41 protein-coding genes and 1 tRNA gene are annotated in these 25,617 nt (G+C 71.8%); 2 read left to right on the forward strand and 40 right to left on the reverse strand.

The window, feature by feature from the left end; translation table 11 throughout:
* Nucleotides 1–2: 2 nt before the first annotated feature.
* The 40 genes from MCAG_RS19855 to MCAG_RS32740 form a co-directional block, all read right to left on the reverse strand.
* Nucleotides 3–344: a hypothetical protein gene (locus tag MCAG_RS19855; protein ID WP_007074775.1), complete on the reverse strand. Its 342-nt coding sequence runs from the start codon at nucleotides 342–344 to the stop codon at nucleotides 3–5.
* A 4-nt stretch (nucleotides 345–348) separates the two neighbouring features.
* The gene (locus MCAG_RS35010) at nucleotides 349–1,038 is read right to left on the reverse strand and encodes a hypothetical protein (RefSeq protein WP_007074776.1); all 690 of its coding nucleotides are present in this window, start codon (nucleotides 1,036–1,038) and stop codon (nucleotides 349–351) included.
* Nucleotides 1,035–1,724: a hypothetical protein gene (locus tag MCAG_RS19865; protein WP_157548145.1), complete on the reverse strand. Its 690-nt coding sequence runs from the start codon at nucleotides 1,722–1,724 to the stop codon at nucleotides 1,035–1,037. Before MCAG_RS19865 ends, MCAG_RS35010 begins: the two co-directional genes overlap by 4 nt.
* 157 nt (nucleotides 1,725–1,881) lie before the next feature.
* The gene (locus tag MCAG_RS19870; RefSeq protein ID WP_007074778.1) at nucleotides 1,882–2,466 is read right to left on the reverse strand and encodes a hypothetical protein; all 585 of its coding nucleotides are present in this window, start codon (nucleotides 2,464–2,466) and stop codon (nucleotides 1,882–1,884) included.
* Nucleotides 2,467–2,469: 3 nt separating this feature from the next.
* Entirely contained in the window at nucleotides 2,470–2,820 is a 351-nt protein-coding gene (locus MCAG_RS19875) for a hypothetical protein (RefSeq protein WP_036374354.1), read from the reverse strand.
* Nucleotides 2,820–3,881: a major capsid protein gene (locus MCAG_RS19880; RefSeq protein WP_036374357.1), complete on the reverse strand. Its 1,062-nt coding sequence runs from the start codon at nucleotides 3,879–3,881 to the stop codon at nucleotides 2,820–2,822. The genes MCAG_RS19875 and MCAG_RS19880 overlap by 1 nt, the downstream gene beginning before the upstream one ends.
* A 28-nt stretch (nucleotides 3,882–3,909) precedes the next feature.
* Nucleotides 3,910–4,662 (reverse strand): hypothetical protein, encoded by a 753-nt coding sequence (locus MCAG_RS19885; protein ID WP_232290226.1) that lies wholly within the window; start codon nucleotides 4,660–4,662, stop codon nucleotides 3,910–3,912.
* 91 nt (nucleotides 4,663–4,753) lie between these two features.
* Complete coding sequence (locus MCAG_RS19890) at nucleotides 4,754–4,978, reverse strand: hypothetical protein (RefSeq protein WP_036374360.1); 225 nt, start codon at nucleotides 4,976–4,978, stop codon at nucleotides 4,754–4,756.
* The gene (locus MCAG_RS31125) at nucleotides 4,971–6,914 is read right to left on the reverse strand and encodes a phage minor capsid protein (protein WP_007074782.1); all 1,944 of its coding nucleotides are present in this window, start codon (nucleotides 6,912–6,914) and stop codon (nucleotides 4,971–4,973) included. Before MCAG_RS31125 ends, MCAG_RS19890 begins: the two co-directional genes overlap by 8 nt.
* A gap of 3 nt (nucleotides 6,915–6,917) precedes the next feature.
* Nucleotides 6,918–8,528 (reverse strand): hypothetical protein, encoded by a 1,611-nt coding sequence (locus MCAG_RS19900; protein WP_007074783.1) that lies wholly within the window; start codon nucleotides 8,526–8,528, stop codon nucleotides 6,918–6,920.
* 12 nt (nucleotides 8,529–8,540) lie between these two features.
* Nucleotides 8,541–9,827 carry a PBSX family phage terminase large subunit gene (locus MCAG_RS19905; protein ID WP_007074784.1) on the reverse strand — a complete coding sequence of 429 codons (1,287 nt, stop codon included), beginning with the start codon at nucleotides 9,825–9,827 and terminating at the stop codon, nucleotides 8,541–8,543.
* Nucleotides 9,817–10,335 (reverse strand): hypothetical protein, encoded by a 519-nt coding sequence (locus MCAG_RS19910; protein ID WP_007074785.1) that lies wholly within the window; start codon nucleotides 10,333–10,335, stop codon nucleotides 9,817–9,819. The genes MCAG_RS19905 and MCAG_RS19910 overlap by 11 nt, the downstream gene beginning before the upstream one ends.
* 175 nt (nucleotides 10,336–10,510) lie before the next feature.
* Nucleotides 10,511–10,584: transfer RNA gene (locus MCAG_RS19915), tRNA-Met, on the reverse strand.
* Nucleotides 10,585–10,700: 116 nt separating this feature from the next.
* Nucleotides 10,701–11,006: a hypothetical protein gene (locus MCAG_RS19920; RefSeq protein ID WP_007074786.1), complete on the reverse strand. Its 306-nt coding sequence runs from the start codon at nucleotides 11,004–11,006 to the stop codon at nucleotides 10,701–10,703.
* 13 nt (nucleotides 11,007–11,019) lie between these two features.
* The gene (locus tag MCAG_RS19925) at nucleotides 11,020–11,325 is read right to left on the reverse strand and encodes a hypothetical protein (RefSeq protein WP_007074787.1); all 306 of its coding nucleotides are present in this window, start codon (nucleotides 11,323–11,325) and stop codon (nucleotides 11,020–11,022) included.
* Nucleotides 11,326–11,502: 177 nt separating this feature from the next.
* Nucleotides 11,503–11,934: a hypothetical protein gene (locus MCAG_RS32730; RefSeq protein ID WP_007074788.1), complete on the reverse strand. Its 432-nt coding sequence runs from the start codon at nucleotides 11,932–11,934 to the stop codon at nucleotides 11,503–11,505.
* Between the two features lie 104 nt (nucleotides 11,935–12,038).
* Nucleotides 12,039–12,227 (reverse strand): hypothetical protein, encoded by a 189-nt coding sequence (locus tag MCAG_RS19930; RefSeq protein ID WP_036374363.1) that lies wholly within the window; start codon nucleotides 12,225–12,227, stop codon nucleotides 12,039–12,041.
* Nucleotides 12,228–12,283: 56 nt separating this feature from the next.
* A complete protein-coding gene (locus MCAG_RS19935) occupies nucleotides 12,284–12,931 on the reverse strand; it encodes a hypothetical protein (RefSeq protein WP_007074789.1) in 648 nt (215 codons plus the stop codon).
* On the reverse strand, nucleotides 12,928–13,116 hold the full coding sequence (locus MCAG_RS19940; protein ID WP_036374365.1) for a hypothetical protein: 189 nt from the start codon (nucleotides 13,114–13,116) through the stop codon (nucleotides 12,928–12,930). The genes MCAG_RS19935 and MCAG_RS19940 overlap by 4 nt, the downstream gene beginning before the upstream one ends.
* Nucleotides 13,113–13,373 carry a hypothetical protein gene (locus MCAG_RS19945; protein ID WP_036374367.1) on the reverse strand — a complete coding sequence of 87 codons (261 nt, stop codon included), beginning with the start codon at nucleotides 13,371–13,373 and terminating at the stop codon, nucleotides 13,113–13,115. The genes MCAG_RS19940 and MCAG_RS19945 overlap by 4 nt, the downstream gene beginning before the upstream one ends.
* A 15-nt stretch (nucleotides 13,374–13,388) precedes the next feature.
* The gene (locus tag MCAG_RS19950) at nucleotides 13,389–14,372 is read right to left on the reverse strand and encodes a hypothetical protein (RefSeq protein ID WP_007074792.1); all 984 of its coding nucleotides are present in this window, start codon (nucleotides 14,370–14,372) and stop codon (nucleotides 13,389–13,391) included.
* Nucleotides 14,373–14,388: 16 nt separating this feature from the next.
* Entirely contained in the window at nucleotides 14,389–14,916 is a 528-nt protein-coding gene (locus tag MCAG_RS29790; RefSeq protein WP_007074793.1) for a hypothetical protein, read from the reverse strand.
* 10 nt (nucleotides 14,917–14,926) lie between these two features.
* Entirely contained in the window at nucleotides 14,927–15,154 is a 228-nt protein-coding gene (locus MCAG_RS19960) for a hypothetical protein (protein ID WP_007074794.1), read from the reverse strand.
* On the reverse strand, nucleotides 15,151–15,603 hold the full coding sequence (locus MCAG_RS19965; protein ID WP_007074795.1) for a hypothetical protein: 453 nt from the start codon (nucleotides 15,601–15,603) through the stop codon (nucleotides 15,151–15,153). Before MCAG_RS19965 ends, MCAG_RS19960 begins: the two co-directional genes overlap by 4 nt.
* Before the next feature lie 2 nt (nucleotides 15,604–15,605).
* Nucleotides 15,606–16,595, reverse strand: a complete 990-nt coding sequence (locus tag MCAG_RS35015) for a hypothetical protein (protein ID WP_007074796.1) — start codon at nucleotides 16,593–16,595, stop codon at nucleotides 15,606–15,608.
* Between the two features lie 83 nt (nucleotides 16,596–16,678).
* Nucleotides 16,679–16,993, reverse strand: a complete 315-nt coding sequence (locus tag MCAG_RS19980; protein ID WP_007074797.1) for a hypothetical protein — start codon at nucleotides 16,991–16,993, stop codon at nucleotides 16,679–16,681.
* Nucleotides 16,993–17,451: a hypothetical protein gene (locus tag MCAG_RS19985; RefSeq protein WP_036374370.1), complete on the reverse strand. Its 459-nt coding sequence runs from the start codon at nucleotides 17,449–17,451 to the stop codon at nucleotides 16,993–16,995. Before MCAG_RS19985 ends, MCAG_RS19980 begins: the two co-directional genes overlap by 1 nt.
* Nucleotides 17,451–17,627 carry a hypothetical protein gene (locus tag MCAG_RS32735; protein WP_157548147.1) on the reverse strand — a complete coding sequence of 59 codons (177 nt, stop codon included), beginning with the start codon at nucleotides 17,625–17,627 and terminating at the stop codon, nucleotides 17,451–17,453. The genes MCAG_RS19985 and MCAG_RS32735 overlap by 1 nt, the downstream gene beginning before the upstream one ends.
* 187 nt (nucleotides 17,628–17,814) lie before the next feature.
* Nucleotides 17,815–18,348, reverse strand: a complete 534-nt coding sequence (locus tag MCAG_RS19995) for a hypothetical protein (protein WP_007074800.1) — start codon at nucleotides 18,346–18,348, stop codon at nucleotides 17,815–17,817.
* Nucleotides 18,345–19,640 (reverse strand): hypothetical protein, encoded by a 1,296-nt coding sequence (locus MCAG_RS20000; RefSeq protein ID WP_007074801.1) that lies wholly within the window; start codon nucleotides 19,638–19,640, stop codon nucleotides 18,345–18,347. The genes MCAG_RS19995 and MCAG_RS20000 overlap by 4 nt, the downstream gene beginning before the upstream one ends.
* Complete coding sequence (locus MCAG_RS20005; protein ID WP_036374373.1) at nucleotides 19,637–19,879, reverse strand: hypothetical protein; 243 nt, start codon at nucleotides 19,877–19,879, stop codon at nucleotides 19,637–19,639. The genes MCAG_RS20000 and MCAG_RS20005 overlap by 4 nt, the downstream gene beginning before the upstream one ends.
* Nucleotides 19,876–20,139: a WhiB family transcriptional regulator gene (locus MCAG_RS20010; RefSeq protein WP_007074803.1), complete on the reverse strand. Its 264-nt coding sequence runs from the start codon at nucleotides 20,137–20,139 to the stop codon at nucleotides 19,876–19,878. The genes MCAG_RS20005 and MCAG_RS20010 overlap by 4 nt, the downstream gene beginning before the upstream one ends.
* Nucleotides 20,136–20,375, reverse strand: a complete 240-nt coding sequence (locus tag MCAG_RS20015; RefSeq protein ID WP_007074804.1) for a hypothetical protein — start codon at nucleotides 20,373–20,375, stop codon at nucleotides 20,136–20,138. Before MCAG_RS20015 ends, MCAG_RS20010 begins: the two co-directional genes overlap by 4 nt.
* On the reverse strand, nucleotides 20,372–21,289 hold the full coding sequence (locus tag MCAG_RS35020) for a hypothetical protein (RefSeq protein ID WP_232290227.1): 918 nt from the start codon (nucleotides 21,287–21,289) through the stop codon (nucleotides 20,372–20,374). Before MCAG_RS35020 ends, MCAG_RS20015 begins: the two co-directional genes overlap by 4 nt.
* The gene (locus MCAG_RS20025) at nucleotides 21,286–21,630 is read right to left on the reverse strand and encodes a hypothetical protein (RefSeq protein ID WP_007074806.1); all 345 of its coding nucleotides are present in this window, start codon (nucleotides 21,628–21,630) and stop codon (nucleotides 21,286–21,288) included. Before MCAG_RS20025 ends, MCAG_RS35020 begins: the two co-directional genes overlap by 4 nt.
* Nucleotides 21,630–21,974, reverse strand: coding sequence for a hypothetical protein (locus MCAG_RS20030; RefSeq protein WP_036374375.1), 345 nt, complete (start codon nucleotides 21,972–21,974; stop codon nucleotides 21,630–21,632). Before MCAG_RS20030 ends, MCAG_RS20025 begins: the two co-directional genes overlap by 1 nt.
* On the reverse strand, nucleotides 21,971–22,246 hold the full coding sequence (locus tag MCAG_RS35025; protein ID WP_369751374.1) for a hypothetical protein: 276 nt from the start codon (nucleotides 22,244–22,246) through the stop codon (nucleotides 21,971–21,973). Before MCAG_RS35025 ends, MCAG_RS20030 begins: the two co-directional genes overlap by 4 nt.
* A gap of 119 nt (nucleotides 22,247–22,365) precedes the next feature.
* A complete protein-coding gene (locus tag MCAG_RS20040; protein ID WP_007074809.1) occupies nucleotides 22,366–22,968 on the reverse strand; it encodes a hypothetical protein in 603 nt (200 codons plus the stop codon).
* 75 nt (nucleotides 22,969–23,043) lie between these two features.
* Nucleotides 23,044–23,352, reverse strand: coding sequence for a helix-turn-helix domain-containing protein (locus MCAG_RS20045; RefSeq protein WP_198141591.1), 309 nt, complete (start codon nucleotides 23,350–23,352; stop codon nucleotides 23,044–23,046).
* A gap of 8 nt (nucleotides 23,353–23,360) precedes the next feature.
* Nucleotides 23,361–23,615: a hypothetical protein gene (locus MCAG_RS32740; protein WP_007074811.1), complete on the reverse strand. Its 255-nt coding sequence runs from the start codon at nucleotides 23,613–23,615 to the stop codon at nucleotides 23,361–23,363.
* Between the two features lie 243 nt (nucleotides 23,616–23,858).
* Between MCAG_RS32740 and MCAG_RS20050 the strand changes: the two genes are divergently transcribed.
* A complete protein-coding gene (locus MCAG_RS20050; RefSeq protein ID WP_007074812.1) occupies nucleotides 23,859–24,284 on the forward strand; it encodes a helix-turn-helix domain-containing protein in 426 nt (141 codons plus the stop codon).
* A 5-nt stretch (nucleotides 24,285–24,289) separates the two neighbouring features.
* Entirely contained in the window at nucleotides 24,290–25,468 is a 1,179-nt protein-coding gene (locus MCAG_RS29795; protein WP_050778017.1) for a site-specific integrase, read from the forward strand.
* Nucleotides 25,469–25,617 lie beyond the last annotated feature (149 nt).

Here is a 25,617-nt window from a genome sequence, read left to right on the forward strand (position 1 = left end):
CGTCACTCCAGACTGATCTCCAGGTGCTCAGGCAGGGGCAGCCCGTGTGCCTCGATCCGGGAGACGGCCAGGACCCGGGCCGTCCGGCCAGCGGCGGTGACGCGGCTCCCGGCCGGGCAGACGGTCGCCAGCGGGGCGTACACGGTGGTGGACGACACCTGCTCGGCCCCGGCGGCGTCCTGGGTCTGCACCCGGACCATCCGACGGGAGTCCTCCACCACGCAGGGGGTGACGTTGACTGCGGCGGCGTAGACGGGGCCGTACGCGCCGCTGCCCTCGTACGCCTCCACGCTGACCGTCGCCGGCGTCGGGATGTGAGCAGCGATGAACTCCTCCCAGGTCATCGCGTCACCACGTCTGCGGTCCCTGGCCGGTCAGTCCGGCCGTCTGGAGGATCAGCCACGCCTGATACCAGAGCCGGCCCACCCGGGCCGTGCCGCCGGCGGACCCGGACCCGGGCGCGCCCTGCTGCACGCTGACCTTGCCGATCGTGAAGCCGGTCGACGCCGGTGCCACCCCCGTGCCGGACAGGTCCCCCGCGTCGAGCATGCCCGCCACCTGCTCACACGTCGCCTGCTGGAGGGCCAGCTGCACATCCGCGTCGTCCGCGTCGTAGACGGAGCACAGCAGCGCGGAGTCGACGTCCCGAGACGCCCGGACGAGCAGCCGCTCCGCGCCGGCCGGCGTGCTGCCCAGCCAGTCCGTCAGGTCGGCTACGGACGCGTACGCGCCCGCCACGAGGGCGTCGGCGACGGTCAGCAACTCGGACGCCTGCACGGCCTCCAGGTCGCTGTCGACGGCGGTCCACAGGACCACGTAGTCCCCGACCGTGGTGCCGTCGGCGACCGCCCAGGCGTACGAGTAGAGGCCGACCGCCTCGGCGACCACACCGGTGGAGGTCGGCCCGACCACGGCCGCACCGCCGCCGGTGGGGGCGATGCGGATCTCCACCGACGTGACCGGGGCTGCGGGACCACCCGCGTACGCGTACCACTGGGCGGTCAGGGTGATGGTGCCGCCGACCCGAACCGTCGTCACGACGCGACCCGGGAGAAGCTCAAGCCATCCAACCCCAGGTAGCCTGCCGCGCCGGTGGCGACGTGAGGCAGCGACAGCCGACCGACCGTGTCGACCGTGGCGATCGCCGCCAGGTTGGACGACGGGCCCGTCCGGACCGACAGGGTGATCGTTTCGACGGGCCAGTGAGCGGAGTCAAGCGTTGCCAGGACCGTGCCGGCGGCCAGCGACGCCGACCACGTCAGCCGGCCCCGCAGAAACACCCGGCCGTAGATCCCGTCGAGCTGGCTCGCCACGGTCGGGAAACCGGCACCGGCCCAGGCCACACCCGAGCCGCTGTTGAGGGTTGCGACCAGCCACGCGGGCGGGGCGTCGAGCACGAGCGCCCGACCGACGTGCAGGTCGCGATCTGCGTAGGAGTCGCCATTGGCCAGCGTCCGGAACATGTCGGTGTTGTCGCTGAGGGCGAAGCTGCCGATTGTCTGCGACGTTCCGTCCTTGCTGGAGTGACAGGCCGCGCGAAACGCCACCTGATCGGCTGCGTCGGCGTGCGCCGGCACCCGTGCCCGCAGGCACGAGTAGCCGTTGACGTAGCCGCCGCGCTGGCCCGCGTACTGGGTCTGCCAGACGTCCGTGCTCTCCGCGCCGGTGGCCGGCCGGTTGACGGTCCGCGTTGCCCCAGCCGGCACCGTCTCGGCGGTGGCCACCGCGCCGACGTCACCCGCGTTCAGGACCACTGTGCCGGTCTCGCCGTTGACGGAGTCCACGGCCGCCGGGTCGCTGGTGTAGCCGGTCGCCGCCACGCTGCCTCCCCTCGTCGGGTGGTGGGGCCCGGTCCGGGCAGTAGACGGACCGGGCCCACGATCAGGTCAGGACGACGTACGGCACGAACTGCTTCGCCGTGGGCGACGCGATGGTCGCCGGGGCGGTGGCCGCCAGCGACGACCCCGAAGACTGGCTGAGGTTTCGCTCCCCGGTCACGATCGCCGGGGCGCCCACCGCCCCCAGCAGGGTCGGCACCGCGGTCGCCTTGACCATGATTCCCACCCAGTAGATCCCCGACTCGGTGATCGTCTGCGCGGTCGCCAAGGCCAGGGTCTTGGTGGTGTTCGCCCCCCAGGCCGTGGACGTCTGGTCGGCGGTCTGCGCCAGCAGCGCTGGAGTGGCCGCGTTGGAGTACAGCGCCAGCCAGTAGTTCGTCGGGGTGTTCGCCGCCGTCGCACCGGAGCGCACCGAGATGTTGGTGATGACGTCCCCGGCGTGCAGGTAGATCGGCACCGACGTCATGACCTCGGTGACCAGTGCGACCTGGCCGGTGTCGCCAGCCGAGTCGTACAGGTTGGTGCGGGGCAAGTTGCGCCGGTAGAACGTGTCCGGGCTGGACGGGTCCGCCGCGTTGAGGTGCGCCAGGGCGTCGCGGACGTTGCGGGTGTAGCCGCCGAGTTGCACGGGTCAGTCCTCCTTCGGGCCGAGGACGTGCTCGGCCAGCTCGTCGCGCTTGAGCGCGGTCGCCTCGTCGAGGGTGAGCCGCTTCTCGCCGGCCGCCTCGCTGGTCGCGAACGCGATCCACGCGTCCTTGGCCGCACCCCGGGCCGGAGGCTCGGTGATGACCGGCTCCGTCTGCTCGGCCGGGGTGACGACCGGTTCCGACGCCTCCTCGACGCGGTAGCCCCGGCGACGGAAGTACGCCAACGCGCGGCCGTGCGTCTCGCTGTCGACGGTTGCCGTGCCGTCGGCGAACGCCACCCCCGCCACTTTGCCCGTGAACCCGGGCGTCGGAGTGGTGAGCTTGAAAAGCGCCATCACCGCACCTTGACCTTCCGGATCACGCCGCACGCCTTGGTGGACTTGAGGACCATCGCGACGGGCCCCATCTCCACCTCCCACGTCTTGCTGGCGCCCGGCTCGTCCATGCGCGGCATGTACGTCTCCACCAGTGGCTTGTTGGCCACGGCCGCACCGTGCAGGGCGTCCATGCCGAACGTGACCGCGTAGATGTCGGTCAGGCCGGTGATCGTGCCCCCAGCACCACCCTCGTCGGCGTCCGCGCTGTAGATCGGCACGATCGGGCTGGAGCCCTGGACGCCGTTGCCGAGGTCCACGAGGGCCCAGTCGCCGTACCGCTCGACGCGCCGGCCGAGGTCGTCCTTGTCGGCGGTGTAGAGCCCCGCCCACCGGGCCAGGGCGCGGATACGGGTCACGCTGCTGGTGTTGCCGAGAAGCGCCTTCTCCCCGGGCGGCACGGCGCCGGGGGCGCCGAGGTCACCGCCGCCGGTCTTGCTCGGGGTGATCTCGGCCAGCATCTCGTCGAGGCGGTCCAGGGCGGCCATGGCGAGCGGCTGAGTGATGACGGTGCCGGCAGTCCAGTCGAGGTAGCCGGTGGTGACCCCGTGGTCGAGAGGGTCGTACTCGGTTTCGGTGCCGGTGAGGGACTTGTCGAGGCCGTCGAACCCGAGCGCGTCAACGGCGACGTCGCCGTTGATCAGCTCCTCCTGGACCTTCTGCTGCACGCCCGTGATGAGCTGCTGCAGCTGGAAGGTGGCCTCGTTCGTGGCGGCCTGGCCGAGGTTGGCCAGCACCCGGTCGACATCGAAGCTGCCGCCGAGGGGCTTGAGGTCGACCGTGTACCGCTGGCGTGCGGCCTGAGCGGGGGTGTACTCGGAGTTGAGCGCCCGGAAGCTCGCGCCCCGGGGAGTGGTGAGGCGGGTATACCCGTAGGTGAGGGTCGTGCCGCCGGTCGGGTTGACGGTGTCGTCCCAGACGATGCGGTCCAGGAGCCAGGAGTACCGGCGCAGGTTGTCGATCACCGCGAATGCGACGTCGTCCTGCACGTTCACCTGGGCCTGGGCGAGGGTGATAGCCACGATGGCTACTCCTGTCCTGGTTGGTGGGTTACTGCCCGTTGAGGCGGGCGGTGAGTGCCGCGCCGAGCGAGGCGGGCCGTTGCCGGCCGTTGCCGCCGCCGCCGTGGTCCGCTCCCTGTCGGGCCGGCCCTTGGCCTCCCGGGGTGGCGGTGGCGGCGAGCTTGGGGTTCGCCTTGATGGCGTCACGAACCGCCGCCGTCACCGACTTCTCGAAGTCATCGGCGGTGGGGTCCAGGTCGGCGAGGGCCTTCATGAAGCCGCGGGAGTCCTGGAGCGCGTTGACGTCGCCGCCGGCCTTGCCGGCGACTCGGTACAGCGCGTTCTCGACCCGTAGTTCCCGGTTCTCCGCCTGCGCATCGGTCAGCTCCTTGGCGACCTTCGCTGCGGTGGCGGCCGGATCGGTGTTCGGATCGGGCTTGAGCCCGAGGGCGACCAGAACGGCGTCGAGTTTGGCCTGCTGGTCCTGCTCGGCCTTGACGCGGATCTCCTTCTCGCGCTTGGCGTCTTCTCGGGCCTTGCCGAGGTCTCGCATGGCGCGGTCAGGGTCGTAGTCGCCGTCGAGCTTCGGCTTGCGGGCAGGGCCGTCCTGGGTGGTGCCGTCGCCCTGATCGGTGCCGGAGCTGCTGGGGTCAGTGTCGCCGGTCGTGCCGCTGTCGCCGTCGACGCTGCCGCCGGCCACGACGAGGATGGGGCGGCCGTCGCGTCGGTATCCGAGGACCGTGCCGGGAATGACGGCGCGGCCGGTGACGGGATTGACGAACGCGGGCAGGGTGGAGCGCACGGGGCCTCCTTGAGGCGGGTGGGTGAGGGCGCGCCGGCCTTGCCGGCGGTGATGGATCAGGTGGCGCTGGCGCGGCTCCGGCCGAAGTGGCTTACTCGGCGACTGCGCTGATCGCGCCGTTGGACCAGCCGTCATGCGCAATCAGCGCGACGATCTCGGCCTCGGTGCGGCGGAAGCGGCGAGCCAGCATGGTGACCGTGTCGCGCGCTGTCGCGCTGGTGTACGTCATGCGGTCGCCGGTCAGCTCTGCGGTGCCCAGCTCGGCACCGGCGCTGCCGTCCGCGTTGACGCGGTGGAAGGCGATGCGCTCAGTCAAGGAAATCAACCTTGCCCTTCGCGTGCGGCGCCAGTTCATCGACGATGCCCAGAGCGTAGTCCAGCCACGGGCCGGCGCCGAGCAGCTCGAAGTCGGGGCGCAGGGCTTCGAGGCGTTGGCGCAGCCGTGCCACGTCCCGGGGGGTGAGCGGGTTGTCGACCCACTCCCCGCCGACGCTGAAGTGCCTGGCCGGCCTGGTCTTGTCGTCCTGGACCGGTCCGGGCTGGTCGTCGAGGTCCAGCAGGCCCCAGGCGAAACCGTGGTCGATGCCTACCAGGCGACCGCTGTCGGTGACCATGATGTTGCCCGGGTTACGGTCGCCGTTGCCGGTGAGCTGGTCGACGAGGCCGAGCAGCTTGGCGTCGCGGCCCTGGAGCAGCTCGGCCATGTTGTCCGTCTCGCCGATCGTGCGGCCGTCGATCCAGGGCATCCAGACCCGCTCCGGATCGTCCCGGTAGACGCGCACGATGGGCGCGCCGATCGCACGGCCGAGCAGTGAGGCGAGCTGCTCGGCGTCGGCCTGGCGGCGGATCGAGGCTGCGACCTCGTCCGGGTCTCCCCAGTCGAGCCCGCGCTTGCGGACGAGCCACGTGCCGCCGGATTCCACCAGCTCGACGGCGGCGGACACGCCTCCGGTGAGCGGAGTGCGCCGTGCGCCGTCGTCGAGCTGGGCGGCGGTGGCGGCGAGGTCTTCGACGCCGTCGACGTTCCGGTGATACGGCCTGGCCGCGTCGGGCACCGTGGGCGGCGCTGAAGTCGGGCGGGGTGCGGGCGATGCGGGGGCTGGTCGGCTACGGGGGACGTTGCCTGCGCCGATCTGCTCCCGGTACGGCAACCGCTTCAGCTCCGGGTTGGCGGCGAGGTGGTCGCGCATTGCGCCCTGCCACTGGCGCACCTTGGCCTTTGCGGTCGCCCGACCGGCGTCGTCGAGGGCGGCAGTCTCACGTTCCTTCCACTTCCGGATCTGGCGCTCGATGTACCGCTGCTGCTCCTTGGCCTCGTACCCCTTGGCGTTGGCCGTGGGCCGCGCCGGCCGGCGGGTCGCCCCAGGGAGGAAGGCCCTCAGGCTGTGCGTGCAGTTCGGGTGCTGGAGCCCTGCTGCGCGGGCCTCCTCCACGCTGCCGGCGATGTCCACCGTCACCGTGCCGTCACCGACCATGCTGGGCAGCTCCACCCGGCCCCGGCGGGCACCGGAGATGGAGAGCACCTTGCCTTCCCAGGGGCGGCAGAGCGGGCACTCGCGCGGGCTGTCCGACACGATCACCGTGTCCACGCCGAGGGTGGTCAGTCGGTCGGTCTGGCCCTGGACAGCAGCGCGTTGAGTGACGGTGCGGACCGCCATCTCGGCATAGCTGGACAGCCGCCACTGGCGACCGCGGGTGTCCGTGAAGGACACGACTCCTTGGTCGACGAAGCGGGCGTACGCCCGCTGGGCGGCCTGCCGACGGGTCTGACCGCCCGCCACGCTGACCGCGGTCGCCTGCTGGATGACCGATCGGTACACGTCCAGGACGTGCCGCAGCACGTTGGAGTGCCGCTCCCCGACGTCGGCCACCAGAGCGGCAGCCAAGCTCTCGACCACGGCGATCCGCGGTACGGTCTGCACCGCCCCGGCCGCGCCGGCCACCTCCGGGTCGCGGGGCAGCAGTGCCGCCGGCAGATCCCGGGTCGCGATGCCCTGCCCCGAGCGGTACGCGGCGGCGAGCGTCTCCCGGATCGAGTCAGCCCCCTCGGCTGCAACCAGGCCGAGGATGCGTTCCACGGCGCGGCGGAGCGCGGATACCGCGCCGAGCCGGGTTACCGCCCAGTCGGGGGCGTCCATCATGCCGGCCGCCAGGTGACGGGTGACCTGCTCCAGGATGGCCTGCTCGGCACCCCGGTACAGGTCGACAGTGCTGCGGGTAACGGCCTCGACCTGCTCGCCGGTCAGCGCCATCGACTACTCCTCGGCCGGCGGTGGCTCCTCGCCGCCCTGGCCCTCGTTGGGGCTGTTGCCGGCCAGCGCGCCGAGCGCCCCACCGACCTCGACCGGCGTCGGCTGGTCACCCTTGATCCGGGCCACCTCGGCGGCCACCTGCGAGTCGTCCCAGTCGGGGTGGACCATCCGCACCCGGGTGTCGACGGACGCGGCTTCGGCGGCGTGGAGCAGCTGGAGCGTGCGGGCGACCGTCTCCGGTGCCTCGCTGACGCTGTCGCCGAACTCGACGTTCGGCCTCACCGGCTCGGCCGGCGCTCGGAGCTGGGCGCGCTCGACGGCCAACAGCAGCTCGACCGCCTCGGCGATCGCCGGCCGCCAGGTCTGGATCCGGTTGCCCCGGGTCGTGAAGGACTGCCGCTCCCTGGCCTGCACCTCTGTAGCTGTCACCGCGACGTCGCCCTCCTCGCCGAGGGTCTGCGACGACAGGCCGGCGTGCCGTAGCGCCGTCTCCACGATCGCGTCAGCGGTCGCCTTGTGCTCGACGTGCCGGATCGCGAACTGGCTGAGCGTGATGCCCGCCCCGGGCTGGTCCGGGAGCATGCTGACCGCCGAGTACACCTCTCGGTCGGCGTCCCACGTCGCCCCGCTACCCGGACCAAGGCTGGTCAGCATGTACTCGGGGACGACGATCCGGGCCCGGGCGAGCCGCAGGTCCCGCATCCACGACGTCCACGTTTCGTCCAGGGCGTCGAACTGCTGCTCGTTGCCGTCGAAGTCGCTGCGGCCGAGGTACTTCAGGCCTGGCGCGGTGCGCCAGCGACGCTGAGGCCCCGAGTTGGGTACGCGGACGACGTCGAGCCGGTCCAAGCCGGTCGCCTGCGCGCCGGTGGCGTCCACCAGCTCAGCCAGGTATGCGCTGCTGCCATGGTCGGCGAGGCTGATCATGCGGCCGAGCCGATCCGGGGTGCCCTCGTGCAGGGCGTACGTAATCCGCCCGGCCCGAGATTTGTCTGCTCCGGTGACCACGTCGTGGTGCTCCAGCAACCGGATCACGACGTTGTTGGACCGCTCCAGCTCCGACCAGAACGTCACCTCGACCAGGCGGCCCCACCGGATGGTCGGTAGCGCCCCGTCGGCGTGCACCGCGGCGAGGAACGCCGACGGGGAGACGTCCTGGTCGATGACCGGCCGCACGTAAACGTCGCCGAGGGCGCTGTTGGCGTCGGCGGCGTGCAGCAGCACCCCGGAGAGTCCATCCGCCTGAAGCTGCTCCAGGCGGGTCATCACGGCCGGCTCAGGGTGTGTGATCGTCGGCGGCTCGGAGAACAACAGGTTCGCGGCCGTGCTGGCCAGGTCGGCAGGCAGCGGCGTGTGCAGTCGGGCGTCGCGGGTACCAACCGGCGGTGGTGTGCCCCACAACCAGCGCGACAGGGTGCCGACGATGCCGCCGGCGTATTGTCCAGCCCGGTATCGCTGCGATGGGGGGATGCTGCTGCCGTTGGCGTGCCGGTTGGCGTACACGTCACGGAGCTGGTCAGGATTGCCGGAGTACCAGGCATCCCAGTCGCGGTACGCCTGGTAGGCGGGGGCGTAGGCCGGCGGTGGCCACGGGCCGTCATCGGGGATCGGCACCGGACCTCCTCGTCAGGCTGTGAGGGCGTGTGCGCTCCGCAGCAGCGGACGCCACAGCACCTCGGGGGTTTTGATCGCGTACCTCGCGGCGTCGATCGAGTGGTCGTCGGCCTTGATCGGGGCATCTTCCCCGCGCTCGGCCGCCTTGTCGTCCCATGAGTAGCCGGGGATCTCGTCGATCAGCCCCCGGCACGAGGCGTGCACCCGGAGCTGGTCGTTGCCGAGCAGCGACGACATGAGCCGGATGCCGTCGAGGACGGCGTTGTCGGCGAGTGCCGGAGTCATGCCGTCCTCGTGGAGCTGCAACCGCAGCGATGCGGCGGCCGGGTCGACGACGGTCCACTCCGGCCGCAGCCCGGTCAGGCCGGTCGCCCCGGGGACCTGGAGGCGGCCGAGCCAGGCGCGCAGCTCGCGGGACAGGCCGGCGTCGGTGAGCTGCCGGCGGGCGACGGCGGGGTCGTGCCGCCACTCGTGGGTGAGGTGCAGCCGCCCGTCCTGGCCGACGCCGAGGATCAGGGCGGCGGTGGCGTTGCGGGTGCCGTAGTCGATGCCGAGGCTGATCCACCGGTGGATTGCCGGCAGCACGGGTATGACGTGGCGGTCCTCGTCCCACATGTCGAAGACGGCACCCTCGGCCTGGACCCAGGCTCCGAGGATGAACCGCTTGTACCAGAGGCCGACGTACTCGGTGGTCAGGTTGCGGACATACTGCGGGTCCAGGTGCGGGTTATCCCGCAGCGTGGAGTGCCATGTGCGGAGGTTCAGCTCACCGGCCCGGAGGAGATACTTCTTCCTCAGCCAGTGGTTCGGGCTGTCCGGGTTGGTGGTGCCGAACAGCTGCGCGCCGGCCACCGACAACCGAGCCAGCACCTGAGTGAAGAACGCCTCGGGGATGGTGGTCAGCTCATCGCCGTACGCGATGCACAGCGTCATGCCGCGAACCTTGGGTTCGGCCTTGGCATCGTTGGCGCCCAGGACGTCGACCTCGCGGCCGAGGATGGAGCCGGTGGCCGCGCCCGGGTTGTACTTGACCAGGTGCGCGAGGGGGCCGAAGAGGGCCGGGTCGCCGAGCACCGAGAACACGTTGCGGTTGACGCTCTCCCTGGTCTTGCCGAACAGCAGCACCCGGCCGGAGCTGGGGGCGGCGGCGATGGCCATCAGGAGCCGCAGCAGCGACGCCACGGTCTTCCCGGATCGGACGCTGCCCTGCCAGATGTTGAGGCGGGCGGTCGACTCGACGATGGACCGGATGTGCACTGGGGCGAGCTGCCGGACAACCGCGTCGACGTCAATCGCCATTGGCGGTGGGTTGGGTGAGCTGGTCGTAGGCTGCGCCGAGGCCGGCGGCGAGCGCGCCGAGCATGCTCTTCGCGGCGTCGATGCCGGGGTCGGCGTCGTACTGGTCGAGCTTGACCGCCCGGTCGACGGCGATGCCGGTCGCCTGCATGATCTTCAGCTTGTCGGCGAAGGTCGGCTGAGGGAGCGTCCAGTCGACGCGGTCGTACTCCTTGCCCCCGTGGTCGACGTAGTGCGCCTCTTCCCAGAGCTGCCCGCGCAGCTTCTCTGCGTCGCCGAGCAGGGCCAGGGCGAGCGCGGCACGCCGGTCCTTGGCGTCGGCGACCCGGGCGGCGGTGGCGACCTTGGTCTTCTCGCGGTCGAAGCTCAGGCCGAGCTTCTTCGCGATCTCGCTGATCGTCTTGCCGCTTCGGCCGAGCTGCTTGGCGATGGCGTTGCGGCTGAGGCGTTCGGCGTGGAGCGCGCGCACCTGGTCGTAGTCGGCCTGTGTGACGGGCCTGGGTGCAGCCATGGGTCACCTCTTCCCGGCGCCTTGTCCGGTCAGGGGGGTGGGGGTGTGCGGGCCACCGTTCAGGCCGGTGCGTGGTGGCAGCCCCGGACCATGCGCCCCGCAGGGCGGTGGTCCATCCCAGCCGCACACCCCCTGTCATCAAGGGGGAGTCCTGTTCGCGCTGGTCGGCGCGTAGTTGCGACGGCAGGATTCGAACCTGCGACCTCTCGGGTTATGAGCCCGGCGAGCTGACCACTGCTCTACGTCGCTGTGTGCGGGCAGGCCCCGCCGCCAAGGCCTGCCCGCGTTCCCCTCCGCGTCCTGTCCCCTGGACGCAGTACAGCCCGGGAGCCGTGGGGCTCTACCGGGCTGTGGGCACACTCCGCCTACGCGTGAATGTGTGATTGATGATCGCTCGCTCCGGCGGTGGGCGTCAACTCGACGCCCCGTCTCGCGCCGGCTGGCCCGGTGCGGGTGAGCCATTCGACGTGGGCAGCGTGGTCGAGCCGGTACCAGGTGGTGCCTCGGCCTGGGCCGGGTAGGTGGTGGCCGGGTAGGAGGCCGTAGAGGCGGTCGTCGGCCTTGCGGGAGCGGCGGGCCCAGTCGCGGACGCGGTCGGCGGTGATGTCGGTGCCGAGGGCGTGGGCGATCTCGGCGGCGGTGCCGTACTCGCGGCCGTCTGTCAGCAGCATGGCCTGATCGTACTTACCTGGGCCGCGGCGGTGGGTTCGCCCCTTTTGCCGGTCGGCCTCGCCCTGGCTGGTAGGGCCTTCCCCGGCGGCCAATCAGCTTGTCTTCGTCGAAGTACCCCAAGCGGAGCCCCACCAGGAAGAGGGCGACACTCGACAGGAACGCCAGCGCCAGCGCCGCAAGCCCCGGGTTCGCTTTGATGTAGCTGGCTGCGATCGCGATGAGGTAGATGATGGCGGCTGCGACGAGATTCGCCAGGACGTTCACCAGGATGTCGCGGCCGAACTGTCGCGGGGCCGTGTTGGGCGGCTGATCGGGCACGGCTACATGGTGGCAGCGGTCCGCTACCGATGGGCGCCACGGTTCGATCGTACCTTCCTAGGCCGCTATGGCCACGCCGCACATAAGCGTCATTATGATGCTCGGCATAACGGTCATATTGGACGCGCGATGGCCTGCGACACGAGGCGGATTCACGCCACGGGCCCCGTGGTCACGTCAGTTCCATCCGGGCGGCATCGGTACAGGAACCCACTCCGTCTGGCCTTCCCAGCGCACCCAGATCTCGCGAAGCGTCGGCTGCCCGAGCGACGTTGCGTTGCGGAGCGGGATGGACGCTCCTGGCCACACCGGTCCGGGGTCCTTTTCTGCTCGGATCACACCCGGTGCCCGCGGCTTGTCGATCTCGACCTCGCGGGCTACTTCCGTGCCGGTGTTCACCATGGCCCAGCTCTCCCTGTCGGAACCGCCTCGGCGAATCTCCCATGCGACGGGTGGAGGAGGCGGGGGAAGAGCTGCCTCGGCGACCGCCGCTTGCCGTTCCGCGACGGTGATGGCTCGACGGTTGAGGCGAGCTTGGTAGAACGAGACAGCCACGGCGAAGAAGGCGATCACGACGCCGGCCCAGGCAGCAGCAACAGCGGCATCCACCCCGGCAGGCTAGCGCGACTGCGATACCTCCAGCGCGCTGCTGTACTGGCGTGCCGGGGTGCGACGCCCCCAAGAGGTTCTCTCGGGGGCGTCGCGCGGATCGATCAGAACACCGTGGGTCCGTGGTACGGGACCTCGACGGCCGCCGTGTGGCCACACGGCTGGATGGCGGTGTGCATGTAGGAGGCACGAGCGCGCCGAGGGTGCGTGATGTCGACGCCCTCGTACGGGACGAGCTTCTCGATCTGGGTGCCGCACTCCGGGCAGGGGTCGCCCTTGGCGAGTTCCGCCACGACTTGTCCTTTCTTTCGCGTTGGACAGGATCTGGGTGGGCAGGTCCATTATGCCATTACCCGGCGCTGGCCCCCGCGACCGCGCCGAGCACGGACGCCCTGGGCCAGATGTGCGCCACGCCCTCGACGGCTCCGGGCATCCCGCAGCCGCACCCGGCCCCGATGCAGAGGCAGACCTGGCATCGGACGGTCCAGCAGTCGACGGGGCCGGCGGTGAGCACCTCCAGGAGGCGTTGTCCGCAGCGCGGGTTGGGGCAGGCGACGCCGGGCAGGGGTTCGCGGGCGGGGGCGAGGCGGACGGCGGCGCGCACCCAGGCGTCCTCGTCGGTCAAGTGCTGCGCCACGATCCGGGCGGTGCCGGGCGACAGCGTGGGGATGGCGGTGAGGATGCGGCCGACGGTGGGTCCGTGGTCGCAGCGGAGGGTGGAGGCGAGCCAGTCGAGGCGGTCGGTGGAGCGGCGGTAGAGGTCGGCCCAGGTGGTGTCCCGGGTGGGGTGGGCGGTGAGGAGCGCGCCGCCGGTGGGGTCGCCGTGGCCGCCGATGCTGGTGCGGGTGCCGTACGTCGGGGAGCGCAGGAGCGCGGCGGCCTGGAGGTGGTGGTCGACGGCGCGGCGGTGGTCGAGCGTGGCGAGCTGGCCGAGGCGGGTGCGGGCGTCGCGGACGGCGTACGCGGCGGCCAGGGCGTGCAGGTGGTGCGGGGTCAACGGGCGCTCCGGGTGGTGACGAGGGCGACGGTGAGGGTGCAGGGCAGCCACACGGCGGCGAGGGCGACGAGGACGAGGGCCCCGTCGCGGGTCCAGGCGTCGGCGGCAGCGGCGATGCCGAGCATCCCGGCCACCCCCGCCACCAGTGCGGCGGCGAGGGCGACCAGCAGACGACGGGGAGTCACCGGGTGACGTCTACGTCGGCCGGGGCGTCGCGGTGCGGGCACGACAGCCAGACGCGGCCGTCGGTGTCGACCAGGTCGACGAGCAGCGCGTACGGGGCGCTCGGGTGGCGCTCGATGCGCCGCACGGTCCAGGTCCCGCGCCAGGGCGAGCCGGGCACGTTGTAGATGACCTGCTCGCCCTTGCGGACGTCGGCCCAGGTGCGGACCGGGGGCGGGGTGGGGGCGACGGCCGGGGTGTCGGTGGTGAAGAGCTCCATCTGTCCCTGCACCGCTCAGCCCTCCCGCGTGGTGGCCGGGCACTCGGGCAGGCCGACCACCTCCTCGCTGTCGCACGTCCAGCACAGCGGGTCCTGGCCGGCGGGGAGGGTGCGCGGGTAGGTGTCGCCGCACTTGCGGCAGCGTCCGCCGGGTCCGGCAAGGCCGGCGTCGATCAGGGCCCGGACGGCGCTGGCGGCGATACGGGTGCACATCGGGTTCGCGGCCGGATAGCCCCACTGGATGAGGTCGTCGGCGATGACGTCGGCTGCGCGCTGCTCCCAGTCGGCGGGGCGGATGCCCTGCGCGCGGTCGCCGACGGAACCGGGGGGCGGGTCGGCGACGTAGCGGTCCCGTTGCTGGCGGGTGCGGGCGAGGGCGTCGCAGGTGCGCGTCAGCTCAGCCCGTGCCTCGCTGATCTGCCGGACGGCCTCGACGGCGGCGGACGACGGGGCGCTGTAGGTGGGTCCGACGGCGATCCGCAGGTCGTGGAGGACGTCCTTCAGCTCAGCGCGGGCCTCGTCTCGGTCGGCGGCGCATCGCGCGATGAGGTCGGCGACGGTGGCGCTGGGGTGGGCGTAGCCGGCGGCGTTGAGGGCGGCCCAGGCCTGGGTGAGCTGCTCCAGGGCCTCGCCGTGCTCGCGCTCGGCGGTCGCGGTGGTGGCGCGGGCCTTGTCGCGTTCGCGGATCACCTCGTCGCGGTCGCGCATCATGGCCCGGTTGTCGGCTTCGGCGCGGCCGAGCTGGACGCGGAGGTCGTCGCGTTCGGCCTCGATGCGGTCGCGCTCCTCGGCGGTGGTGTTGCGCTGGCGGAGCAGGTCGGCGGCGGTGCGGGCGTAGCGGTCGCGGTCGGCGCGGGCGCGATTGAGGTCGGCGGCGAGGTCGAGGGCGTGCACGGCGGTGGTGGGGTTTTGGGCGGCCTCGATGATGCGGGCGGCGGTCATGCGGTCCTTCCGGGTGGGGATGGGGCGCAGCGGGATGCGGTCGTGGGGCTGGGTCACGGCGGGTCCTTCCGGGTCAGGCGGGCATGGCGAACAGGTCGCCCTGACCGCCGGGGGCGGATGGCGGTCGGGCGGGTAGCGGGTCGGGCATGTCGGCGGGCAGTTGCTGGAGGGCGAGTAGTCCGCCCTTTGTCTCGCCGACCGGGATCCAGCCGGCGCGGCGGTAACAGCGGCCGGGGTCGCGCTTGCGGCGGGTTTTGGTGGGGTCGACGAACGTGACGATCCCGAGTGGGGGCACGTCCGGCCACTGCGCTCGGGTGGCGGCGACGGCGGCGGCGATGAGGTGGGATGCGAGGTGGTCGCAGTCGGGTTCGCGGCGGAACAGGGAGCAGACCATGGCACCGGCCCAGGCGTGCTTGACGTAGTCGGCGATGGGCCAGGAGGTGACCCAGAGGGCGTCGGCGGGGTCGGTGAGGAGCACGAGGCAGCGGCCCGGGGGCACGAACTGGGGGGATCCGATCTTCTGCCGGTTGTAGTGGCGGTCGGCGAGGGGCAGGGCGCGGGGATCGGCGCGGGTGGAGCGTCGCCAGGGCTGCTGGGTCACGGCGGTCTCCTCAGGCGATGTCGTGGGCGGGCAGGTGGACGGTGTCGACGGGCCGGGTGACGTCGTCGGGCCAGGGCTGGCCGTCGTCGTCCCAGCCGGCGTCCGGGTCGTCGGGGTCGCAGGTGCACAGGTACGAGCCGCGCGGGGTGCCGCACTCGCAGCGGGGGCAGTCGCAGGAGCCGATGCCGTCGCCCTGGCCCTGGTACGGGTCGGGCAGGCCGCAGATGTCGCAGGTCACGACCGCTGCCCCCGTTTCTGGGCGCGAGCCACCTCCAGGGCGCGGCGGCGGATCTCGTCGGACTCGGACGCCTCCGGCTGGCTCCCGTCGCGGGCGGCCTCCAGGCGGGCGATCACCGGGGCGAGCACGGCCCGGCACTGGGCCACTCCCCGCTCGATGCGCAGGTCCCGGGTGACGTCGGTGTCGTAGCGGCCGGCGATGGCGCGGATCTCGTGGGGCTGCTCGCGGCGCTTGCGGTCCTCGCGGACCACCCGGACGCCGGCGCGCAGGTCGGCGGGCATCATCCGTTCGCGGGTCTGCCGGTACCAGGCGGTCACCGCGGCGCGGGCGTCGGTGAGGTCGAGGTCTCCGGCGTCTTCGAACCAGGCTTCCACCATGGTCTGGTCGACCTTGCGGGCGTCGCGGCCGGCCATGAGGCCGAGGAGGAGGGCCATCTCGGATCGGGTCATGGTCAGGCTCCCGTCAGGTGTCGGCTGATGGTGTTGGTGCCGTCGAGGGCGTCGTAGTGGGCGGCGAGGCGCATGGCGTCGGTCATGCGGCTGTTGCCGGTGCCGGCGGGCAGGGGTGCTCCGTCGGCGGCGGAGATCGACGAGGGGATGGGCTGGCCGGCCGAGGCGAGGCCGGTGCCGGGCTGTTCGCGCTGCATGGCGAGGCGCAGCTGGTCGTACTTCTCGCGGAGCTTGGGCAGGGAGAGGATGTTCGACCGCCAGAACGGGTCGCGCTGGGACCAGGCGATGACGTCGCGGATCTCGTCGAGGGCTCGGCCGTCCTTGTCGATGAGGAGCCGGGCGTCGGTGCGCCACTTCTTGGTGATGGTGGGGCGCTTGGAGCCGTTCTTGACGATCCACTCGGCGAGGTAGGTGCAGACCCGTTCGACGTCGATGCGGTCGGGGAGCGCCATCTCCTGCGTCGCTTGCGACGCAGGGGGAGATGGTTTTCTTCCTTTCCCTGTTCCCTGTTCCCTGTTCCTTTCCTGGCGTGAGTCCTCACTGAGTTGTGCGTGAGCCTGCTCTGAGGACTCACTGCCCGGCGGGTTGGAGGCATCCTGACCAGGGGTTTCCGCAGGTGGAGGAGGGGTTTCCTCGCTGGCTGGCGGCGGTTCGGGGGTGACCGGCGGGGGTGGGATCTTGCTCTTCGTGGGTCGGTTGATCCGCTGGTGCTCAGACCACCCTCGGACAGCCAGGTATGAGCGCTCGCCCACCTTGTAGCGAAGGATCAGTGAGGACTCACTGAGTCGCTTCAGGTCGAGTTCGACGTCGGTCGAGAGCCGATCGTCGAGGGGCCAGACGGCGGCCTTGATGAGCCTGGCGTCGTCGACGCAGCGCCCCTCGTCGTCGACGTGCGTCCACAGCCCGACGAAGGTCAGCCGGGCCTCGACGGGCAGGCTCGCCACGGTGAGGCTGGTGAAGAACTCCGGCTTGATGGTGCGGATCCGGGCCACGTCGTGCCTTCCTGATCTATGTCGTCGTGCTGGTGTGGTTCGGGTGGCCGCCCGGCCCCGGGGAAGTGGGGCCGGGCGGCCGGTCAGGCGGCCTTCGGCCGGAGTTCGGCGGCGACGGCGCGCAGGTCGCCGTACCGCTCGGCCAGCAGTGCCGGCCCGGAGGCGGGCGGCCCGGAGGCGGGCGGCGCGGTGCGAGCCCACGCGGTCAGGTGCAGCCACGGCCGGTCATCCGGCACCGCGGCGGCCAGGACGAAGAGCAGGTCGAGGCGCTCCCGCTCGGTCGGCAGGGTGGCGGTGAGCCAGCGGAGGTTGGCCTCCGGGTCGTCGTCGCGGACCCGTACGACCAGATCGGCGGCGACCTCGGCGAGGTGCTCGGCGTACTCGTCGGTGGCGGTCATCACCGGCTGCCCATCCGGGCGTAGCCGCGCGGCAGGCTGCGGATCGTCAGCGCGATCGACTCCAGCAGCGCCGACACGTAGTTGCCCCGCTGGTAGCCGTCGGAGATGTCGTTGAGCTGCTGCACGACGGCGTTGAACGCGGCCTCGTCGCCCTCGGCGCGGGCCTGGATCAGGTCGATGGCCCAGCGGGTCCGGGCGGGCACCTCCTGCTCCGTCGACCCGGTGCCGACCGCCCACGGCTTGAGCCGGACCTTGCCGAACGTCGGCGCGGCGCCCCCGTTGGCGTGGGCGGCGAAGGTGTCGCACCAGGCGATCAGCGCGGTCATGAGGCCAGCGCCAGGGCATTCCCGGTTCAGGCGCTCGACAGCGTCCGAGGCGCGGCGCCAGTCGTTCTCAACGGCAGCGGTAAGGGCGGCCCCGGCCAGGCGGACGGGCTTGCTGTGGTTCGTGGTGGTCATCAGTCCTCGTCTCCGATGCGTCGGCGGTGCTCGGTCTGGGCGGGCGGCGCGTCCGGCAGCTGGTGTCGGGCGTGGCGGCGGGGCAGCCGGCACGTGCACGGCCGGTCGCCGGTGTGGTCGGCCGGCAGGTCGCCGTCGGGCTGGTACAGGTGCGGGGTGAGCTGCCGGGCGGTCATCACGCGCCCCCGGCCGGGGCCGGCGTGGTACCGGCCCCGGGGGTGTAGCGGCGGCAGGAGCAGGTGCTGGTGGAGCAGGTGCCGCGACCGCGGGCGCCGGGGGTGTGCAGCGGCTTCAAGTGCCCGCACTCGCACCGGCCGGGCTCGGCGGCCACGGTGCCGGTGGCGGCGCCCGGGTCGCGGCGGGTCACCGGTCGGCGTCCGGCACGTCGCCCGGGTCCAGGTGGCCCGGCACCTCCCCGGCGAGCAACAGCAGACCGTCGAGCAGCTGCGCCCCAGCCGCCGCGAACACCGCGCGGGCGTCCCTGCTCGGCCGGATGGACAGCGACTGCGGCATGCCGCCCAGCCGGACCGCCACGCCCGGCACAACCTCCCCGGTGCCCGGGTCGACCACCACGTCCCCGTCGCACACCACCCGACCCAACAGGGCCGTCTGGAAGCTCGCGCGGATCTGGTGGACCGTCTCCACCTCGCCCGGGTAGCGGGCCAGGCACCAGGCGGTCAGCGCCTCGATGTCGGCGACGACCGGGGCCTCCTTCGACACGGCCAGGGCGACGGTGCCGATGTCGGGCAGCCGCCACGACGGGGCGGTGCCCTCACGCTCCAGCTCGGCGCGGGCGTCCGCGTCGAGGGCGGCCCGGTGCTCGGCGGCGCGCTTCTTCGCGGCGTCGGCGAGACCCTCCAGGCGGAGCACCTCCTGAACCCTCTCGGTGCGGTTCATCCGGCCATCTCCATCTGCTGCGGGGTCTGCTGGGCGATGTACGACTCGACCCGCTCGATCACCTGGGACACCTCGGCGTCGGTCAGGTCATTGGTGCTGGCGACCGGCCGGCCGGCGATGTCGCTGACGTAGGCGAGCCGGTCGTCCCGGTCGGTGATGTCGGCCTGGCCGAGCAGGGCGAACATCTTCCGGCGGGCCGGGTCGTTGCCCGGGTTCTTCGGCTCCGGCGGGAACAGCTCCGCCTTGCGCGCCTTCCACTTGGCCTGGAAGTGCGTGGCCTCGTCGGCGGTGATCCGACCCGCCTTGGTGGCGTCCAGGGCGGCCTTCCACGCCCGGCGGAGGCCGGTCTCGTCGGTGGTCACCGCGAGGTCGTCGAGCAGGCCGGCGGCGACGGTCGACAGCGCGGCCGGCGGACCGGAGACGGGCCGGGCAGTCGGCGGGCCGGACACCGGCCGGTCGTCGTCCGGCTCGGCCGGCTGCAACGCGACCAGGTCCCGGGTGTGCGCCTCGGCCGGCGCGCACCGCAGCGTGTCGAAGACGATGTTCTCGACCGTCCAGTTGCGGGCCAGCTCGATCGGGTCGTCATAGCCGGGCCGGATGCCGACGTGCACCGACCGCACGCCGATCACCGTGCCCGGCTTCGACCGGTCGAGCCGGATCCAGCAGGAGACGTCGAAGCCGAGCGTCTTGTGGCCCTCGACCTTGTACTCGCGCTGGCGCTCGATCGGCTTGCCGGCGTCGTCGAGGGCGGCGACCTCCTTACCGCGGGCCGTCAACAGGACGATGCCCGGGAAGGTCATCAGCGTGGTCATGAGCTTCCGGTGCCGGGCACCGGCCTCGTTCCACAAGTCCATGCTGATCTTCGGTTCGTCGTCCGGGCCGAGCGGCTTCGCGCCGTACTTCCGGACCTTGGCCTCGTGCCGCTGGCGGGCCTTGTCGGACGCCCAGTCCTTGAGCAGGTCCCACTCGGCGGTCATCGAGTCGATGACCAGCACGATCGGCGGGTCGCCGGCGGACGCGGCGCGCTGCGCCGCGGCCTTCACGGCATCGACAGCGCCCTGGATCTGCGCCCAGGTGCCGTCGTGCTCGACGACGAGGTAGTTCGCGCCCGGGATCGCGCCGTACTCGTCGGCGGCCCCCTCGCCGAGGTCGATCCAGTACATCTGGCCGATGCGGGAGCTGGTGGAGAACTGGGCGCAGGCCCAGGACTTGCCCGATTTCTCGCCGCCCTCGATCAGGATGAGCGGCCACGGCACGCGGCCGGTGGGCTGGCGGGTCTTCAGGGCGGTCATCGGGTGGTCTCCGTGAGGTCGAGTTGTCCGGTGCGGACCGCGATCGTGATCGCGTGGGCGTTGGTGGTCGCGCCGATGTGCTCGCGCATCCGCAGCAGTCGCATGGCGATCGCGCTGCCGGTGAGGCCGAGTCGGGTGCCGGTCTGGCGGACGGTGTAGCCGGCGGCGAGGAGTCGCAGCGCCCGCAGGTCGGTGGGGCTGATCTGCGCGACGGCGCGGGCCGGGGCGGGGGCCGTCATGCCGCCACCTGCTCGGCCCTGTCCGACCGGCCCAGCGCGCGCCGCTCGTTCTGGCTCATGCCGCCCCAAACCCCGTACGGCTCGCGCCGTTCCACGGCGTCCTGCGCGCACTCGGTCTTGACCTCGCAGCGGTCGCAGATGCGCTTGGCGGTGCGGGTCGAGCCGCCCTTCTCTGGGTAGAACTCGTCGGTGTCGGTGCCCTGGCAGTTGGCCCGCTGGTGCCACTCGGGCAGGGCGTCGAGGATCAGGCGGAGGCTCACGACGACGTCTCCTCTCCGGCGGCGCTGGTGGCGGCCCAGGCCGGCGGCGGGGCGGTCCACGCGCCGGTCGCGGCGACGTCGCGTACCCGGATGAGGCCGGTCGCGTCGTCGGGTCCGGCGTGGACGGGCTCCGGGGTGCGGGTGACGAGCTGGTAGGCGGTGGGGCTGAGCAGGTGGTCGGCGGGGGCGAGCTGCACGGTGTCGGGCCAGTGCCGGCCGAGGTAGCGGGCGCTCACCGGGACACCGCCTCGGCCGCGTTCGGGTCGGGCCGGCCGAGCAGGGCGCGGGCGAGCCGCAGCGCGTCGGTCCAGTGCTCGCGGTCGGGCCGGTCGCGGTCGCTGTCCGGGTGGACGAGCCACCGCTTCGACGGGATGTGGTTGGGGTGCTCGACCTCGCCGGCCCAGTCGTCGTGCATGGCGTCGCCGATGTTCTGGAGCAGCTCGGCGAGCGGCCGGGCGATCTGCTCGGGCAGGCTGGCGGCGAACGGGAGGCGTCCGTCGAGGCTGCCGGCGGCGGTCAGCACCACGTTGGCCTCGGGCGAGTGGCTGTAGGCGACGGTGCTCGGCTCGGTGGTCGTCATCGGGCCCGTCAGGGCCACGTCCACGTCGGCGGTCAGCGGCTCCGCCTGGCCCGGGGCGGTGGCCTGGGCGGCGCGGAGCCGGTCCACCTCGGCGAGCAGCGCGGGGATGTCCTGACGAGCGTGGGCGATGAACTCGGCGTCCGGGTGGGTGGTGCCCTTCACGTCGTCGCGGTACATGTGCTGGGACCACTGGAGGACCTCGGCCTTGGCCCACTCGTTGATGGGCCGGATGAAGCCGTCGGGGTGCCACGTCCAGACGGTGTCGAGGTTCTCCGGCTTCTCGCACTTCGGGTCCTCGCCACGTCCGATGCCGCCACCCGTCAGGTAGGCGGTGCACGCCTTGCACGCGTTGTCGAGCAGCACCAGCTCCTCGTCGGCCGTGTATCCGATGCACGGCTCGGGGCGGCTGGTGGAGATGATCCGCAGTCCGCCGGAGTGCAGCGCGCGCAGCTCAACGGACTGGCTGATGTGGCCTCGCCAGCCCCACGGGCCGGGGGTAGCGGCCTGCTCGCGGGCGCGGATGGCGTCGAGATCCAGGTCGGCGGTCGGGGTCGCGTCGGTGGTCGTCATCGGGTGCTCCCGGGGGTGTCGAAGTCGGCGGGGGTGGTGGTGAGGTGGATGTCGCGCAGGGTCCGCAGCGCCCACCGGGGCGTCGCCGGATCGGCGGGCTCGTCCGGCGTGGCGGCGGTGCGGCGCAGGGCGTGCAGCTCCGCGCGGGTCGTGGCCAGGTCGGCGCGGAGGCCCCGCTCGGTGCGGTGCGCGTCGCGCAGGTCCTGGCGCAGGTCGTCGCGTTCCTCGGCGGCGTCGTCGGCTGCCGTCCGGTACGCCCAGGCCAGCAGCGACGCGACACCCAGGGCGATCAGCAGGGCGGCGACGAGGGCGGACAGGGCGGCGATGAGCAGGGCGGACATCAGGCGGACCCCCGCTCGCGTCCCTGCGCCGGGCGGCCCGGGGACACCCCCGGCTGGATGCCGTGCCGCGCCCGGAACTGCTGCACCTTCCAGCGCGACCAGTCCAAGCCGTCGGCGATCTCGCTGTCGGTGTGTCCCTTCGCGGCCAGCCCCGTGATGACGGTGATGAGCGCGGCCTCCGGGTGGTGGCCGGGGCAGTAGTCCTTGCCGTCGCGCCGGGCCCAGCCCTCGGCCATCGCGCCCTTGCGGGTGGCCTGGACGTCCGTCAGCTCGTCGACGGCGGGGGCATAGGCGATGTCGCAGTCCGTCGCGTCGCAGGACAACTCGACGATGAGGGTGATCACGCCGCACCCCGCTCGCGCCGGTCCCACTCGACGGCCGTGATGTGCCGCGCGGCCAGCTCCCGCAAATCGAACGGCGGCATCACGATCACCGGGGTCATGTACGCGCCATCCGGGTCCGGGAACTCGCCGAGGGCCACGCCCCGCCAGTACTCGCATTCGTCGTCGTGGGGCTCGCCGGGCAGGTGCCCACACAGCGGGTCGCCGTCGTGCCGGCCGCGCCCGGTGACCGCCCAGCCGTCGCCGGCCTGCCGGGTGACGGTCGGCTCGTCCATGTCGCCGCGGTCGTAGGTCAGCCCGGTCGGGTCGTCGATGCTGGGGCCGCCGGTGGTGCTGGTGCCGGGGATCGGACCCAGCGGCGGCACCGGGGGCAGCGGCGGCAGGTCGGGCGCGGTCACCGGGCACCGCCCTCAGCGAGCCGGGCGAGCAGCTCGGCGTTCTCCGCCCGCAGCCGCTCCACCTCGGACTGCTCCGGGTCGGGGACGTAGCCGTAGAAGCTGAGGTTGAGCTGGCCAATTTGTGCACGGGCGGACCGCTCGTAGTAGCCGCCCGTCGACCGCCGGGTCTCGGCCGTCAACCCGAACGCGGCGGCGATGACGTCAACCCGGTCAGCGGCGGCGGCGTCCTTGTTGCCGGGGTCCGCGACGTTGATGCCCAGGCCGACGTAGGGCGGCTTCGGCTGACCGACCAGGGTGGCGGCCCGGTCGGCGGCCTTGCGAATGTCGTCGGCGAGGGCGAGCCAGTAGTCCGGCTCGGCCGGCTGGACCGGGGCGGAATCACCGGTGACGGTGACGCCCTCCTCGACGTAGTAGGTCGCGGTCGCGCCGTCCGCCATCGTCGCGGTGACGTCGTCGCCGTCGCGGATGGTGCCGGTGATCAGGTCGCGGGTGCCGTCGTCGTAGACCACGGTCATGCCGGCGGCGAGGTACCTCGCCTTGATCGTGCGGGTGGCCGGCTCGGCCGGCTGGGTGGTCGTGTCGGGTAGGGTCTGGGACATCTGGACTCCTTGCTTGCGGTAGGCGTGTCCGGGTGGGAGCCCTCGGCCGGTGGTGCGGCTGGGGGCTCGTCTGCGTCAGGCCGCAGCAGCCCGGCGTGGTCCCGCCGGCGGCTTGGGCTTGATCGGTCCGGCCGGGGGCTTCGGCGCCCTCGGCGGGTTGGTGGGGCGCGGAGGGGGAGAGCTCGGCTTTTTCGGCCCGAAGATGCCCAGCACGGGGGCCGCGTCGGGTCGCTCCTTCTTGCTCTCAAGCCACGCAGCGATGTCGTCCTCGTCGAAGCGGGCGTGCCGGCCGACCCAGGTGATCGGCAGGGTCCGGGCGGTGATGGCGTCGCGAACCCAGGTCACCTCGACGCCGAGCGCGGCGGCGAGCTGCTCCTTGTTCATCAGCGGCTTCATGCGGCGGCCTCGAACAGGTCCTCGACCTTGGTGCCGAGGCGGTCGGCCATGTGCAGGGCCAGCTCAAGGCTCGGGGTCTGCCCCTTGCGGATGCGCAGCAGATTGACCCGATCCATGCCGCACAGTCGCGCCCGAGCGGCGTTGGTCGTGGCGCCACGTTCGGCGGCGAGGCGGTCGAAGACGTCAGTGCGTAGCCGAATCCGCGATGCGACACGTATGCCGCGATTGATCTCGGGAGGTGCTGCACTCATGTCGCAAGCCTAGGGTGCTGCACTCGTGTCGCACCCTCGTACTTTCGGCCGATTCTGACCCGCCCTCCAGGACCCTACTGTTGCATCAGTGCAACACCTATGAAGGGAAGCAAGATGCCCGGCCAGAGAGGGATGGCGGTAGGCAAGCGACGATCAAGATGTGGAGCGCAGTGGGTGTTGCGCAAAGGCAACGCGACAGGTCCGCAACCGGTCCGACCTGCGGTTACGACCTACGGTGTGCACATGCGCAACACACCGGGGCTGGGGCGCGGCACATGGGCCGCATACGTCCTCACCGCCCGCGAGCGCGCCGGACTGACCAAGAGCGAGTTGGCCAGGCGCATCCAGAAGGACCGGGCCACCGTCGGCCGGTGGGAGGACGGCAAGAACCGGCCCGACGACGCGGACCTCGTTGCCCGCGTCGCCCAGGTGCTCGGCCTCGACCTCGACGAAGCCCTCGCCGCCGCAGGTCTGCGCCCCGGCGTCACCCCGCCAGCGACCCCAACCATGGACCTGGACGAGGAAATCGAGCTGGTCCGCACCGACCCCAAGCTGGACGAGGACATGAAGCGGCGCATCATCGCCCTAATCCTGGAGCGCCGTGAGCGCGACAAGGCGGCGGCGATCGAGGAAACCAAGCGGCTCATCGACCTGTTCCGCCGGAGCTGACAACGGTGTGGATCGAGAAGAACGGGCCCGTCTACCGCATTCGGGACCTCGTTCGCGGTAAAAAGGTCACCATTCAGACCGGTTATCCGACGAAGACCAGCGCCAAGAATGCGATGGTGCAGTTCCGTGCGGAGCAGTTGCAGGGCAACGCGCTCATGCCGCGCGGCGGTCAGATTACCCTCGCCGATTTCGTGGGGGAGTGGTGGCCGAGCTACGAAAAGACGCTGAAACCGACCGCCGTGAACTCGGAGGGCAACCGGATCCGCAACCACCTCCTGCCCATACTCGGCCATCTCACCCTTGACGAGCTGGACGGGCAGGTCACCCAGCAGTGGGTCAACGACCTGGAGGCCGGCGTCGGCCCGTGGCCGGAGTCCACGCGGGGTCGTCGGAAGCCGCTGGCAGCGAAGACGATCAGCAACTGCCACGGCCTGCTGCACACGATCTGCGGCGCGGCGATCGCGGCGAAACGGATCAGGCTCAACCCGTGCTCTTCGACGATGCTGCCCCGGCGCGAGCCGAAAGAGATGAAGTTCCTGAGCGACCCGGAGATCGGTCGGCTTATCACGGCGCTTCCGCCGCACTGGCGACCGCTCGTCATGCTGCTGGTGGCGACCGGTCTGAGGTGGGGTGAGGCGATCGGCCTGCGCGCCGGCCGGGTCGACCTGCTCGCCGCGCGGCCCCGGCTGACCGTCGTCGAGCAGCTCCAGGAGCTGGCCAGCACGGGAGAGCTCGTCTTCCAGTCGCCGAAGACCGCGAAGGGCCGGCGCACGGTCAGTTTCACCACGAAAGTCGCTCTACTGCTTACGCCACTCATCGCCGGAAAGAAAAGTGACGAGGTCGTGTTCACCGCGCCGAAAGGCGGGATGGTAAGGACGCGCAATTTCCGGCGGATCTGGGTCAAGGCGTGCGAGGAAGCCGGGCTTCCGGGCTTACGCATTCACGATCTGCGGCACACTCACGCGGCGATCCTGATTTCTGCCGGGCGTCCGCTGTCGGCGATCTCCCGCCGCCTCGGTCACTCGTCGATCGCGGTCACGGATCTGCTGTACGGGCACCTGCGTGAGGAGGTCGACGAGGGGATCCTCGCGGCGATCGAGGAGGCGATGGCCGGCGTCCGGGCTGAGGACCTGGAGGCGGAACTCGACGAGGAGCTGACGGACGTGTTGGCCGACGCAGCATGATCAACTCTAGGGGAGGGGTAGGGGAATCCACTCCGGAGACGCCCGGAGCAATCCGGAGCATGACGGAGCAACCAGCAGGTCAGGTGGCCTGTTGACCCCCTGACCAGGGCCCCGGTACGGGTTCAATTCCCATCAGTCACCCGGCAAGA

The sequence above is a fragment of the Micromonospora sp. ATCC 39149 genome (genome assembly GCF_000158815.1).
Lineage (GTDB): Bacteria > Actinomycetota > Actinomycetes > Mycobacteriales > Micromonosporaceae > Micromonospora.